The sequence below is a fragment of the Neptunomonas phycophila genome, from assembly GCF_001922575.1.
GTDB lineage: Bacteria > Pseudomonadota > Gammaproteobacteria > Pseudomonadales > Balneatricaceae > Neptunomonas > Neptunomonas phycophila.
Map to the genome: position 1 here is coordinate 444158 of NZ_MRCI01000001.1, position 15116 is coordinate 459273.

Below are 15116 nucleotides of genomic sequence, written 5' to 3' on the forward strand. Positions count from 1 at the left end.
AGAAGATACATGTCCAGTTATAACCTTTTAAACCTAGGCACCCAGGCGCTACAAGCGAATTCGAGTGCGTTAGGTACGGTTGGGCAAAATATTTCTAACGTGAATACTGAAGGTTATAGCCGACAAGTGGTGAGCCTCACTACTGTCCAATACAGCTCGGGTGTTCAAGTTGAAAGTATCGACCGAATTACCGATCGTTTTTTGACGGAGCAAATGTGGTCAGATGTATCCACCTACAACCAATCCCTGACGTACTCTGCGTTTTCTAGCCGTTTGGATGATTTACTAGCAACAGACTCTACCAGTATCTCATCGGCCTTAGATAGCTATTTTAGTGCTTTACAGAATGTAGTTGATGATCCCACATCGACTCCTAACCGAGAGCTGTTTATTGCTGAAGCCGACGCGTTAGTTCAGCGTTTTAACAATTTAGACGCCAGCTTGCAGACTCAGAACGTGGCGATCAATGATAGCGTGGAAGATCTCGCCGATCAGGTTAACTCGCTAACCACGAATATTGCTGAGCTTAACTATAAAATTAAAGTAGGTACGGCGGCTAATCGTCCTATTAACGAGTTAGAAGATCAGCGCGAAGAGCTAATCAACCAACTATCGGAGCTGGTGGGTGTTGATGCCGTTGAACAAGATGGGAATCAAATTAGTTTGTTCGTTGGGAACGGACAGCCACTGGTGGTAGGTGGCTCGGCTAACCGGCTGTCGGCTATTCCGGGTGATCCTGATGCAAGCCAAACAAACTTGGCGCTAACTATCTCCAATAATGAAGTGGATGTCACCGATCAGCTAAGTGGTGGCCAGATAGGGGGAGCGCTTAAGTATCGCGAAGAAGCATTAAATGATGCGCGTGATGAATTAGGGCGTGTGGCGATACTGCTATCGGAAAGCATGAACGAAGCGCATCAATCAGGTATTGATCTTAACAATGACTTGGGCGGTTTGATTTTCTCTGATGTTAACTCAGCGCAACTGCAACGCAGTCGTGTTTTGGCAGACAGTGATAACCGCGCACAGTTAGAAGATGGGCTTGTTGAAATAGACGACCTTAGCCAAATCCAAGCCAGCGAATATACCGTACTATACGAGGGTGATAATCGTATCACCCTTACCCGCGAAAGTGACGGAAAAGTTATCCGTATCAATGATTTACAGCAAGTCAGTGATCCCTACGATGTAGAGCAAGGCAGCTATTATTTGAATAATTCAAAAGAGCTGGTTTTTGCTGTTGATGGCATGAAAGTCACCCTGAGCACTGATAGACGTATGTCGACAGGTGATGAGTTTGTATTGCAGCCGGTGCGCACAGGTGCCGAGGACATGAACTTAGAAATTCAGGATGGGGATCATTTAGCCTTAGCCTCACCGATTAGGGTCGTGTCCGACACCGAGAATACGGGCTCCGGCGTAACTGAAGTAGCCGTCACTGATTTTAGAGCACTCAGTTTTGATGCATCTGGTGAGTTAGCACCGCCCTTATCTATTGTATTTAATAACGCGGACCCTGTTCAGTATACCGTTTACGACATGACTGATAGCCTCAATCCGCAGCCCTATAGTTTTGATAGCGATGGCGATGGTACGGCTGAAGTATTGGAAAACATTCCTTACACAGCGGGTGACTCTATCCAGTTGAAAGGGTTTGAAGCCACAATTACAGGTCAGCCTAAAGCGGGTGATCGCTTCAGCATAAGTTTTAACGAGGATGGTATTTCGGATAACCGCAATGCCTTAATCATGTCAGATCTACAAGAAGCGGATGTCAGTAGCAAAGGCGCCTACCAAGATTTATACGGAAGTTTGCTAGAGCGAGTAGGTACTCGTACTTCCACCGCTCAAATCAACCTGGATGCTAATAAAGCGGTTTTAACATCGACATCTGATGCAAAAGCCAGTGTGTCTGGGGTTAATTTAGATGAAGAGGCAGCCAAGCTTGTTCAGTTTCAGCAAGCTTATCAAGCGTCAGCACAGCTGATTTCTACTTCACAAACACTGTTTGATACGCTGCTTAGCAGTCTGTAACTCATAATCTGAGGTAATATTATGCGAATCTCTACCCAGCAACAGTTTCTAAAAACGGTAGATAACATGCAGCGTACTCAGACCAACATGGCTGAGTTACAAGAGCAAGCCTCTAGTGGAAAGCGTTTACAGACGCCTTCGGATGATCCGGTAGCAGCTGCACAAGTCGTAAAGTTAGAAAGAGAACTTGCTCAATATTCCAAATTCGAAGATAACATCGATGTGACCGAGCGCCGTTTGCAGCTAGAAGAAACCATACTTGATAGTATGTATACAGCAACCACTCGATTTAAAGAGTTAGGCATTTATGCAGGTAACTCAACTCTCACCTCGGCCGATCGCGCAACGATTGCTACTGAGGTTGAAGAGCTTACCGAGTACATGGCAAGCTTAATGAACACTCAGGACTCTCTGGGCGAATATATTTTTGCAGGCAGTAAAGGTGGAACTCAGCCTTACGAGCAATTAGGTGATGGTAGCTACCAATACAATGGCGATGACGGTCAACGCCACATTCAAGTTGGCACCAATCTATATATTCCTTCTAATGATTCAGGAAGCTACTTGTTTGAGGCGGTGGAAGGGCGATTAGAAGTGGGGATGACCGGCGCATCCGTTTCTGCAGGCAGTCCATTTCTAACCGTACCTCCAGCGGGGGCTACGTTTAGTACTGCGTTTGAAGATACAGACAAAGAAGCAGCCTTCTTAGAGGCAACTAAAGGGTTGGGTGATCTCACAGTTACCATCTCCCATGATGGGACCAATAGTAACTATAGTATTACCGATAGTAGCGGGACTTCTCTAGCCGGTGGGGTATTCAATGATGGCGACACGATTGAATACGAAGGGTTAGCGTTTGATTTGGCAGCCTTATCTCCTGGCGATCCTGATACGTCGATCACACTAGATATAGCTCCAGAGCAGATGAATATCTTAGACGTGGCACAAAACTTTTCTACTGCGTTACGCAATGTAGAAGGTGAAGAGCTTAACGAAATTTTAGCAACGACACTCAATCAGTTTGAGCAAGCGGCTGACCGCAACTTAGAAGCGACCTCTGCCCTGGGTACTCGCTTAAGCAGTATTGAAAAGATTACCGATAGTAACGCTGACTTTAAGCTATTTACCCAAACGGCTTTATCGAGCTTAGTTGATGCTGATTTAACCGAAGTACTGAGTCAATATGCGCTTGAAGAAACAGCACTGCAGGCGTCGCAAGCGCTATTTGGGCGGATAACGTCCTTGTCTTTATTCGATTACATTAATTAGCCGTTTTATTCGGTGCATAGAAAAAGGCTCTTAAAGAGCCTTTTTTTTCGTCTTGGGTTGTAAAAATGGCAATGTGATCGGGGAAGGGAAATGTGTCTGTGGGTTAAATTCCTTTGTAGGCTTTAGTCATTTTCTTTCCTTTATTTTGCGTACTGCGTTGCTCAACAATATTTTTTTTCTGTGATTTTATCAGTGGCATCACTTCATTTTCGAGACGTTGTATCGCTTGTATTAAACGACGTATTTCATCCCCCTGAGTCTCGCTGTCGGGTTTCTCCATGTTTTCAAGGGTTTGGCAAAGGGCTTCGCGCTGGCGCTGAATGTTTAAAACAGAATCCCAGTCTCCGCTAAGCGACGCATCCTTTAAATTCCTAGTTAATTCAAACAGTTGTTCAAGTAGGTTGATCATAAAAAAGCCATTTTTTTTCTAAAGGGGTTTTTCAAAGTGCCGATAAGTAAAAGTACAAGACAGCATGCTGTCATATTAGAAAGAAAAAAAGAAACACTAAAGCATCTAAAAAATTGGTCGATAAATGATCATAACCGGCGACAAAAGCGATACTGCAGAGCCGGAAATGAACACTAAACAACTCGCAGAGCGAGTTGATGAGGAGAAAATCTCATGGCAATGGTAATCAATTCCAACATCATGTCGCTAAATGCTCAACGTAACCTGACTATGTCTCAGAACGAGCAAAACACAGCGATGGAGCGTTTAACTTCTGGTAAACGTATCAACTCTGCAGCCGATGACGCCGCTGGTTTATCTATCTCTAACCGTATGACATCACAAATCAACGGTTTAAACCAAGCGGTTCGTAACGCGAATGATGGTTCATCTCTTATCCAAACAGCTGAAGGCGCGCTGGATGAGTCTACAAACATTTTACAACGTATGCGTGAACTGTCGGTTCAGTCTGCCAACGGCACGTATGACTCAGGTAACCGTTCTACATTGAACGCAGAAGTTAGCCAGCTTAAAGAAGAATTGGATCGTATCTCTGAGACTACTTCTTTCAATGGCTTGAACATCCTTGACGGTACACTCGGTAAAGTTGATCTGCAGGTTGGTTCTGAATCTAACCAAACCATCACCATGGAAATTGGTGCGATGGATACCAAGTCACTAGGTAATGGTAATACTGGAGATATCAGCGGTACTGCAATGGGTGCTATACCCCCAGCTCCTGCAGGTAACGTTACTATTAATGGTCAGACACTGGCAACAGCTGATTTTCCAACAGGAACTTTGGATGACACATTAAATTTCATCAATGACAATGTTTCTGGTGTTGAAGCAACATCGTTTGTCGAGTTAAAAGCTGATAGTGCTGGCGACGGTGTCTTGGCAGATGGCGAATCATTTGATGTAACAGTAACATTGAACGATGGTACAACTCAGGACTTTAGCGTTATAAATACTGGTAGCATGGATGAATTTGTTGATGCTATTAACGATAAAGCAAATGGTTTGGTAACGGCCTCTACAGACGCTGATGGCAAGTTAGTACTTACGGCTGAAAATGCAGCAAGCATAGCAACAGTCGATGATTCTGATGGTTCAGGAAGTGGTGCATCTGGTACAACGGACGCCACACAAAACGCTAGCTTGAGCTTGACTGATACTGATGGCGAAAAATCTATCACAATCTCTTACGCTACAGCAGCTGATGCTGATGTATTAGGCATCGATGCACGTACTGATTCAGGTGATATCCAAGGTAGCGCAGCGGCAGCATTCGGAGCGTTTTCGAAAGGTGATGTGACCATCAATGGCGTTGCTTTAAATGAGCTGACAGCTACCGATGATGCTGATGGTAACGGTACGGCCGGCCAAGTCGCTGATATGGTTGCTCACATCAACCGTCAATCAGGCGAGACTGGCGTTGTTGCATCTCTAGCAACGGGTGGTGAGTTGCAGCTTAACTCAGTAGACGGTACTGAGATTTCTCTGGACTATCGTGATTCTCAGGCTGCCGCAATGAAAACAGCGTTTGGTATGAACGAAACTAACAATGCTGAATCGTACGGTAACTCAGTTTCTCAGATCGATATTTCAACAGCAGCTGGCGCTCAACAAGCAATCGATACAATCGATGCGGCGCTAGAGCAAATCAACTCAACTCGAGGTGATTTGGGTGCGGTCAGCAACCGTCTAGACTTTACAGTAAACAACTTGTCTAACGTTGCCGAAAACGTATCAGCAGCACGTTCACAGATCCAAGATGCTGACTTTGCGGCTGAATCTGCCAATCTAAGCCGTGCGCAAGTACTGCAACAGGCGGGTACAGCGATGCTAGCTCAGGCAAATGCGTCTTCTCAGAACGTACTATCACTACTGCAGTAATCGTTATTTTGACAATGACAGCAGATAGCTGAAAGTTTACTAAACTTACCAAGAGCCATCCCTCACCACCTTAGGTGGGGGATTTTTGGTTCCGGGGGTGTAATATGTCAGTTGAATCAATGAATGCCAATGTTGCCACCGCGGCACAAACTCAAGCTGCAACAAGCTTACAAAAGCCTGATGCCATTCAATCCAGCATACAAGATCTTCAGGTTAATTCTGTTTCTGGACAAGAATCCCAATTAACCACTGAAGAAGTTCAAGATGTGGTCGATAAGCTAAATGGCTTAATGCAGAATGGCCAACATAACCTAAACTTTAGCGTTGATGAAGAAACGGATAATGTGGTGGTTAAAGTGATGGATGGTGAGACGGAAGAAGTGATTCGCCAGTTCCCATCAGAGGAAACACTTAAGCTTTCTAAACACCTTGAAGGGATGTTAGGGCTTATTTTTAACGATAAAGCGTAACCTAGCAAATGAGCACCGGATTCGTAAGAGACGAAAGCGCGGTACCGGTTTTCAGGATAGGTTCGTAGGAGAGTCCCATGGTAAGCATCGTCTCAGCGCTAGGCGCAGGTTCGGGGATAGACACAACCAGCCTAGTTGAGCAGCTAGTCGACGTTCAGCGCTCAGCTCCTCAAGCACGTCTTGATACTAAAAAAGAGACCCTGGAGTCTCAGATTTCTGCTTACGGTGCACTGTCTAGTAGCTTGTCCACGTTACAAGACTCAATAGCATCATTAACCAGTGAAGATATTTTTAATTCACGGGCAGTGTCCTTCCCTGATACTGATGTTATTACCCCTAACGAACTATCAGCTAACGCACAAACCGGGTCCTATCAGCTTGAAGTCATGGCGATAGCACAGGCACAAACGTTAGTCGCTAACCAGACGTTCGATGATAAAGACAGCAGTCTTAATGCGACCGGCAACTTAACTATCCGGTTAGGTGCTTGGAGTTATGACGCGAGCAATAACCCTGCTAGTTTTGCTGAAAATGAATCAGCTCAAGCTCTCAATATCGAAGTGGCTGCGGACGATACTCTCCAAGATATCGCAGACAAAATTAATGAGACAGATTCGCAAGTCCAAGCATCTGTATTATTGGTCGACGGGGCTTATCAGTTAATGATCAATGCACCCTCAGGTGAAGATAATGCACTTGAGATAACGAGCGATGATGCAAGCTTATCGGGTTTTAATTTTAATACCGCTGATTACAGCAGTATGACTGAAACCCTACAAGGACAAGACGCCGAAATTAAAGTGAATGGCTTGTCTGTTTTTCGTCAAAGTAACGAGATTGACGATGTAATTACAGGTCTTGATTTTACGCTGAATAAAGCGAGCGCTGGAGAGAAGATATCATTCACTATCAGTGAAGACAGCGCTACAGCCGAAGACGAAATACGTAATTTTGTAGACGCGTACAACACGTTTTACGAAACGGCCAAATCACTCACTGGCATTTCAACGGATACCGATACCGACGAGACTACGGCGGGTACATTAGCCTCGGACGGGACAGCAAAAGCCGTTATATCACGTATTCGCTCTATGATGACGGCTAGTGTGCCAGGTGTTGAAGACTTTAATGCGCTGACCAATCTCGGTATTCGTACTCAGTTGGATGGCACGTTAGAAATAGTCGAAGATGAGTTCTCGGCCGCTATTGATAATAACTTTGATGATGTTGCCGCAATTTTTGCGCCTAAAACCTCCTCAAGTACTAGCGCTATTGATGTGGGAATGGGGAGTTATTCCGGCCAAGCTGTTCCAGGTAGTTATGATGTATCTATTACCACATCGCCATCTAAAGGCTCTGTAACTAGCGACAGTGCATTTAGTGCTTTTAATACAGCCGATCCAGGGCTGAACCCGTTAGCGACACCTGATTATAGCTTTAGTGTTGAAGTAGATGGTGTAGCGTCGCAAAGTTTGACGTTGGAAGGTGACTTTACCAGCGCCGATGAATTGCGTAGTGCGCTACAAAGCCTAATTAATAACGATGAGAATATTAAAGCGGCCAATATCGGGGTTGACGTTCAAGTAGACGATGCTGGAGTTATCAGCATTGTTTCACGAGAGTTTGGTAGTGCCTCCGGTGTTTCTATCACCGCGCAAGGTGATGACTTCGCCAGTGCTACGGGCTTATCAACAAATTCGGTTAGTACAGCAGGGACTAACGTAGAGGGGACTATTAATGGTGAACCTGCGTTTGGTTCTGGCAACATTTTGCTGCCAGCTGTGGGGTCAGATGCTTACGGTATTAACCTAACCATCAAAGAGGGTGCGCTGGGCGATCACACGTTTAATTTTTCTCGTGGTTTAGCTAGCGAGCTGTCGTTGTTAGTGGATACCTTTTTAGATGACACCACGGGTGCCATCGCTATGCGAGAAGACAATATAAACTCGCAAATAGATGATATTGCAGATGATCAAGATGATCTTGATCGAAGAATGACGATGTTTGAAGATCGGCTTACTGCCCAGTTCACGGCAATGGAGGCTATTATTACAAGCCTTCAAACAACCGGCGATTCGCTATCTAGTTTATTCGATACGCTCCCCAATACGGCTAGTAGTAATTAATTAACAACGTTTTTCAGGCACTTATTAGCCAGTTTTAGGAAATATTTATGATTAATAAAAGCGCTTTAAAACAGTATCAAAGTGTGGATTTGCGAGCTGCTACCGCCACAGCGTCCCCAAAAGAGTTAATAACCATGCTATACGATGGGGCCTTAAGGGCAATGGCTACAGCAAAAGGTGCTATTGAGCGAAAGGATATCCAAGAGCGGACGACTCAGCTCAACAAAGCCAACAATATTATTCTGGGTTTGCGTGATTTTTTAGATCAAGAAAAAGGCGGAGAGATCGCGGCTAACCTTGATGCGCTCTACGACTATATGATTCGTACGTTGTTGCAAGCAAACCGTAATAACGATGCCGACAAGGTACAAGAAGTTATTGGATTGATGTTGGAAATTAAGTCGGGTTGGGTTGGTATGGAAGTACCGGCATAATCCGCTTATTACACGCTAAGCTTTTAAACAGCGCCTTAATTGGCGCTTTTTAATGCCTGTCATTCGGGCCGTGCTGTGGGTTCATATCAGTTACAAAAGGGCTGTGGAAGTAAAGTGTCGATAAATTGACATATTTACTTGAGCACTAGTAGAACTCTGCTACTATGTTGCTTAATTCGTCAAAAAAATGGCATTAAGGTTGACCCGCTTATGAGCACTCTTAATTTTGCATCTCATGCATTAGTTTTGCTGGTTGATGATGAAGAGTCGCGCCGACAGACACTCAGTGCTGTGTTTGGTTTTTTAGGTGTGCCGCATCAAGTAATGACCTTCGTAGAATGGTTTCAGCTCTCTGAACGTCCCAGTGCAAGCCTTGCATTCATAGGGCGTAGTCAATTGCCTGTGTCTCTTGAAAAGTTAATGGCTTCGTTGCGGCGGCAAGATGTTGCCGCATCAGTGTGCCTGCTTGAAGCGTGGGATGATCTTAGCCAATTAACCGATCAGTCACGCGTTCAGTTGTTGCGGGTGTTAGATGAGCCATTAAATGAACACTCGTTGACGGATCTGTTACACGAAGCGCATGTGATTCAAGGGCAATCACTTAAAGCGCATCCTGACGAGCGGTTGTTTCCGTTGTTAATTGGGCAAAGCCAAGCTATGGGGCAGCTTAAGCAGGTGATGTCACGCGTGGTTGATCGCGATGTGAATGTACTCATAACGGGCGAATCCGGTACAGGTAAAGAGTTGGTTGCACGTAGTTTACATGACTACTCGAAGCGAGCTGATCAGCCGTTTGTTCCTGTTAATTGCGGTGCAATTCCTCCTGAGTTATTAGAAAGCGAGTTATTTGGTCATGAGAAGGGAGCGTTCACCGGTGCGGTTAATGCCCGCGTGGGGCGTTTTGAAATGGCTGATGGCGGTACGTTGTTTCTAGATGAAATTGGCGATATGCCGTTAGCAATGCAAGTTAAGTTATTACGCGTTTTACAAGAGCGTTGCTTTGAACGCGTAGGCGGGACTAAAACCGTTGAAGTGAATGTCCGGATTATCGCGGCTACACACAAAAATTTAGAAAGCATGATCGCTGAAGGCGATTTTCGTGAAGACCTGTATTATCGATTAAATGTTTACCCAATAGAAACGCCAGCCCTGCGCGATCGCAAAGACGATGTGATTTTATTGATTCAGGCGTTAGCAAAACGAGCAGAAGCGGAGGGTTTGGGGCGCTTACGTTTTCAGCCATCGGCATTGGATTCATTACAACGTCATACATGGCCGGGAAATGTCAGGGAATTAGCTAATTTAATTGAGCGCTTAGCGATTATGCATCCTGATGGTGTGGTTGGGGTTTCTGAGTTACCTAAAAAGTGTCGTCACATAGCAGAACCTAAACCGGGTCGTTATCAATCGCAGAATGCATTGCATCTACCGGATCATTCCTTGGCTGAAACGCTGTTAGCTGATACTGATGAGTCATTTTTAACGGCCGCCTCAACTGATAGCACCGACCATAAAGCGGGAGAAACGATGCTCACGCTAACGGAGCAAGGCATTGACCTAAAGCGGCACTTGGAGCACATCGAGCAGCACTTAATTAATCAAGCGTTAGAACATACGGGGCATGTTGTGGCGCGTGCGGCAACGCTGTTGTCTATACGTCGAACAACGCTGGTCGAAAAAATGCGTAAATACGGTATACAGCGAGTCAATTAATGACAGATCTTGAAAAAGAGCAAGCGGCGAAAATTGCCGAGCTAGAGCGGGCGCTGGCAAAAACGCATTCGGAATTGGATCAGATCCAGCGTGAGAGGGATCGGGAAGAGGCTCACGGTGACTTAATTGCTATACGAATGAAGCAGTTACTCGACCTGTTACCCGCAGGCGTGTTGCTTATTGATAACCACGGTTTGGTCTCAAATTGTAACCCGGCCGCCGAATCGCTGTTAGGAACGCCACTTAAAGATCAAAGTTGGGTATCGGTTATTCAGCGTAGCTTTGCCCCACGTAACGATGATGGGCATGAAATCTCGTTGCGTGATGGTCGACGTGTACGTTTACTAACGCGTCCAATGAAGCATGAGCCAGGGCAGTTAGTGTTATTAACTGATCAAACGGATACGAGGCTTTTGCAGTCTCGTTTGTCGCATTACCAGCGTTTATCAGAGATGGGTCGGATGATGGCGTCCTTGGCTCATCAAATTCGTACACCATTAACTGCGGCTATGTTGTACACCAGCCATCTTACTAAAGATCATATTACGGATGAGCAACGCATTAAATTTGCGCACAAAGTTAAATCGCGATTAATTCATTTAGAGCAACAAGTGAAGGACATGCTGCTTTTTGCGCGAGGGGAAACCTTACTGGATGACCGCTTATCAACTGAGCAATTATTTAATGCGATAGATGATATTTTAGATGTGCCTTTAAGCCAGTTTGATGCGGATTGTGAATTAGACAATCAAGCAAAAGGTTATTGGCTACAATGTAATAAAGAAACGTTACTCGGTGCGATTTTGAATTTAGTCAATAATGCATTACAGGCCGCTGGCAATGCGCATCCTTTATGCATTAAAGCGTCAATTGAAGCGGATAATCTCGTATTGCAAGTGATCGATCAGGGCCCGGGTATGGACAGTGCTGGTGTTAAAAAGGCGTTAGAACCATTCCATACCACTAAGTCGCACGGTACTGGATTGGGACTGGCCGTTGCTCAGGTTGTCGCAAAAGCGCACCATGGGGAGTTTGTCCTGCGTTCGTCGCTGGGGCAAGGGACCTGTGCACAATTTAATCTTCCATATCTTCGCCTAGAATAGGGAAATTAACATGACGATTACGGTATTAGTGGTAGAGGATGATCGTGATTTGAGGGAGGCTCTGGTGGATACCCTCGAACTGGCAGAGATACGCGCAATAGAGGCGGAAGATGGCGAAACAGCTATCTTACGTTTAAAAGACAGTGTCGTAGATATGGTCGTGTCTGACGTTAATATGCCCGGAATCGATGGGCATGCTTTGCTTGAGTATGTTCGTGAGCAGTTTCCAGCCCTGCCTTTTTTATTAATTACCGCGTTTGCCCAAGTCGGTAAGGCGGTAGAGGCTATTCGTAAAGGGGCAGTCGATTATTTGGTTAAGCCTTTTGAGGCCGATGCATTAGTCGATACGATTCGTCAATTTGCCAGCGGCGCAGTGCTTTCTGGAAATGAACCTGTTGCCGAAGATGGGGTAAGTAAGCAGTTACTGCAATTAGCACGTCGGGTCGCTGTAACCGATTCTACCGTACTGATCACTGGGGAATCAGGCACTGGTAAAGAAGTGCTAGCTCGATACATTCATGACCAGTCTACGCGAGCAGGCGAGCCTTTTATTGCCATTAACTGTGCAGCCATTCCCGAAAATATGCTGGAAGCGATGCTCTTTGGTCATGAAAAAGGAGCCTTTACTGGTGCCGTGAATAGCCAGCCCGGTAAGTTTGAGCAAGCCAATGGAGGTACCTTGTTGTTAGATGAGGTCACTGAAATGGATATAGGTTTGCAGGCCAAGCTGTTACGCGTGCTTCAGGAGCAAGAAGTAGAGCGGGTTGGTGGCCGCAGTGTTATCAAGTTAGATGTACGTGTGCTCGCCACCACAAACCGTGAACTATCCAGCTATGTTGCCGACGGACAGTTTCGAGAAGACCTCTATTACCGTTTAAACGTATTCCCTCTACAGTGGCTCCCTTTGCGTGAGCGCAAAGCGGATATCGTCCCTCTGGCAAAACGGCTACTCGAAAAATACTGCCAAAAGATGAAGCGCCCACAGGCCACTTTTATGCCTGATGCAGAAGCTGCATTGATTAATCATCAATGGCCCGGAAATGTGCGTGAATTAGATAATGTCATTCAGCGCGCATTGATACTTCAAACAGGTAATCAAATCATGGCTTGTGATCTGCACATGATGACAGGGGCTATTGTGATTAATGCATCAACTCCAGAGAAGGCGATCAACCAATCGTCGGTGACTCAGGTGGCAGAGGAGGTTGCTATAGATAACCCGCAGCCGGCCGCCGCGGTTGATTCTGCTATAGCGAACGGGGCTTTAGGCAATGACTTACGTCAGCATGAGTACCAGTTGATTATCGATGCTTTGCGCGCCACAGGCGGAAGCCGAAAAGAAGCGGCCGAAAAACTGGAAATTAGCCCACGCACATTACGTTATAAGCTTGCCAAAATTCGTGAGGCAGGAATTGACTTAGAAGCCTTGCTTAAGCCCTAAGCCTGAAACTTAAGTTGAATAAAAAATGCCTAAAAAGGGCTTGCTTATACTATTGGAGGTGGTTGGATAGACCAATGTCTAATTCAGGGTGTTGTGTGCGGTTCTGTATAAATTGATTAACGATTCCGTTTGCCATCGTGAAAAATAAAAACTAAGAATGGCCTTGTGGACAAATAAATAAAATAATCAAGTTAAGGGCATCACCATGAGTGAAAAAGTATATCCAGTCAGACCCGAAGTGGCGGCTGCTGCGCATATTGATAATGCTAAGTATGAAGCCATGTATGAGCAGTCCGTGAATGACCCCGACGCTTTTTGGGGCGAGCAAGGTAAACGCATTGATTGGTTTAAGCCGTACTCTACAGTAAAAAATACCTCTTTCGATCCACACAATGTTGATATTCGCTGGTTTGAAGATGGCACCTTGAACGCAGCTTATAACTGTCTAGATCGTCATCTAGAAACGCGTGGTGACCAAGTTGCTATCATTTGGGAAGGAGACGACCCAAGTGACTCCGAGTCGATTACTTACCGTGATTTACATGAGCGTGTAAGCCGTTTCTCTAATGCCCTAAAAGCAGAAGGTGTAGAGAAAGGTGATGTTGTCACGCTATATATGCCAATGATCCCAGAAGCAGCCGTAGCGATGCTTGCGTGTGCACGCATTGGTGCTGTGCACTCTATCGTATTCGGTGGATTCTCACCTGAAGCGCTCGCGGCACGTATTGAAGGTGCTAACTCGAAAGTAGTGGTTACCTCAAACTTTTCATTACGTGGCGGTAAAGTTGTTCCATTAAAAGCGAATGTGGACAAAGCGCTGCAAAACGAGAATGCAGCAGCCTCGTGTAAAACCGTGATTGTTGTTAACCGTGTAGAGCAAGAACTGCCATGGGTTGAAGGTCGCGATAAGTGGTATGAAGACCTTGTTGCTAAAGCGTCGGCTGATTGTCCTGCTGAAGAAATGAACGCAGAAGATCCACTGTTCATTTTGTACACTTCAGGTTCTACCGGTGCGCCAAAAGGCTTAAAGCACACCACGGGTGGCTACATGGTGTATGCGTCAATGACGCATGAGTATGTATTTGATTATAAAGATGGCGATATCTACTGGTGTACTGCTGACGTGGGTTGGGTAACAGGCCATAGCTACATTGTATACGGTCCTTTGGCTAACGGCGCCACAACGTTGATGTTTGAAGGTGTGCCGAGCTACCCAGACAATAGCCGTTTTGGTCGAGTTATCGAGAAGCATAAGGTCAATCAGTTCTATACCGCGCCTACGGCGATTCGTGCATTAATGCAGCAAGGTGAAGATGTACTCGGCGATTCGGATTTATCTACCCTTCGTATTCTTGGTTCGGTCGGTGAACCAATTAACCCTGAGGCGTGGGAATGGTATAACCGGATTGTAGGTGATGAAAAATGCCCAATCGTTGACACATGGTGGCAGACTGAAACGGGCGGTATCATGATTGTACCTTTGCCTGGTGCTACAGCGGCTAAGCCGGGTTCGGCTTCACGTCCTTTCTTCGGTGTTCAGCCTGCTTTGTTTGATGCTGAGGGCAATACACTGGAAGGCGCGGTCGATGGCAACTTAGTCATCACTGATTCGTGGCCAGCACAGGCTCGCTCGATTTGGGGTGATCATGAACGTTTCGTTCAAACTTACTTCTCTACCTATAAAGGTGTTTACACAACGGGAGACGGTGCTCGTCGTGATGAAGATGGTTACTATTGGATTACAGGCCGTGTTGATGATGTTATCAACGTATCCGGCCACCGTATGGGTACAGCTGAAGTAGAGTCAGCGCTAGTGGCTCACCCTGCGGTTGCTGAAGCGGCAGTTGTGGGTTACCCGCACGACCTGAAAGGCCAAGGTATTTATGTGTATGTGACCTTACAGTCGGGTTATGAGCAGTCTGATGAGCTGATGAAGGAATTGCGCTTACACGTGCGTTCTGAAATTGGTCCAATCGCGTCGCCTGATTTAATTCAGTTTGCTCCGGGCATGCCAAAAACACGCTCAGGTAAAATCATGCGCCGTATCTTGCGTAAGATTGCTGAGGATGATTTTGGAGCCTTGGGTGATACGTCTACATTGGCGGATCCAACGGTAGTTGATGATCTAATTGAGCATCGAATGAACCGCAAAGGCTAAAACTTATTATCAATTAGCCTA

11 protein-coding genes are annotated in these 15116 nt (G+C 45.7%); 10 read left to right on the forward strand and 1 reads right to left on the reverse strand.

Going from position 1 to position 15116, the window contains the following annotated elements:
• Positions 1–9 precede the first annotated feature (9 nt).
• Both flgK and flgL read left to right on the forward strand, forming a co-directional pair.
• On the forward strand, positions 10–2034 hold the full coding sequence (flgK, locus tag BS617_RS02060) for a flagellar hook-associated protein FlgK (RefSeq protein WP_075171249.1): 2025 nt from the start codon (positions 10–12) through the stop codon (positions 2032–2034).
• A 21-nt stretch (positions 2035–2055) separates the two neighbouring features.
• On the forward strand, positions 2056–3303 hold the full coding sequence (gene flgL / locus BS617_RS02065; protein ID WP_249263559.1) for a flagellar hook-associated protein FlgL: 1248 nt from the start codon (positions 2056–2058) through the stop codon (positions 3301–3303).
• Positions 3304–3406: 103 nt separating this feature from the next.
• Here the strand turns inward: flgL and BS617_RS02070 are convergent, their stop codons facing one another.
• Positions 3407–3712, reverse strand: a complete 306-nt coding sequence (locus BS617_RS02070; RefSeq protein WP_075171251.1) for a flagellar protein FliT — start codon at positions 3710–3712, stop codon at positions 3407–3409.
• A gap of 213 nt (positions 3713–3925) precedes the next feature.
• Here BS617_RS02070 and BS617_RS02075 point away from each other — a divergent pair, with 213 nt between their 5' ends.
• From BS617_RS02075 to acs, 8 genes are all read left to right on the forward strand, one after another.
• The gene (locus BS617_RS02075) at positions 3926–5650 is read left to right on the forward strand and encodes a flagellin N-terminal helical domain-containing protein (protein ID WP_075171252.1); all 1725 of its coding nucleotides are present in this window, start codon (positions 3926–3928) and stop codon (positions 5648–5650) included.
• 104 nt (positions 5651–5754) lie between these two features.
• Positions 5755–6120 (forward strand): flagellar protein FlaG, encoded by a 366-nt coding sequence (locus BS617_RS02080; protein WP_075171253.1) that lies wholly within the window; start codon positions 5755–5757, stop codon positions 6118–6120.
• A 77-nt stretch (positions 6121–6197) separates the two neighbouring features.
• A complete protein-coding gene (gene fliD, locus BS617_RS02085; protein WP_075171254.1) occupies positions 6198–8246 on the forward strand; it encodes a flagellar filament capping protein FliD in 2049 nt (682 codons plus the stop codon).
• Between the two features lie 47 nt (positions 8247–8293).
• The gene (gene fliS / locus BS617_RS02090; RefSeq protein ID WP_075171255.1) at positions 8294–8680 is read left to right on the forward strand and encodes a flagellar export chaperone FliS; all 387 of its coding nucleotides are present in this window, start codon (positions 8294–8296) and stop codon (positions 8678–8680) included.
• A 210-nt stretch (positions 8681–8890) separates the two neighbouring features.
• Entirely contained in the window at positions 8891–10393 is a 1503-nt protein-coding gene (locus tag BS617_RS02095; protein ID WP_075171256.1) for a sigma-54 dependent transcriptional regulator, read from the forward strand.
• Entirely contained in the window at positions 10393–11496 is a 1104-nt protein-coding gene (locus tag BS617_RS02100) for a sensor histidine kinase (protein ID WP_075171257.1), read from the forward strand. Before BS617_RS02095 ends, BS617_RS02100 begins: the two co-directional genes overlap by 1 nt.
• A gap of 10 nt (positions 11497–11506) precedes the next feature.
• On the forward strand, positions 11507–12937 hold the full coding sequence (locus BS617_RS02105) for a sigma-54-dependent transcriptional regulator (protein ID WP_075171258.1): 1431 nt from the start codon (positions 11507–11509) through the stop codon (positions 12935–12937).
• Between the two features lie 205 nt (positions 12938–13142).
• Entirely contained in the window at positions 13143–15095 is a 1953-nt protein-coding gene (gene acs / locus BS617_RS02110) for an acetate--CoA ligase (protein WP_075171259.1), read from the forward strand.
• The last annotated feature ends 21 nt before the right edge of the window (positions 15096–15116 follow it).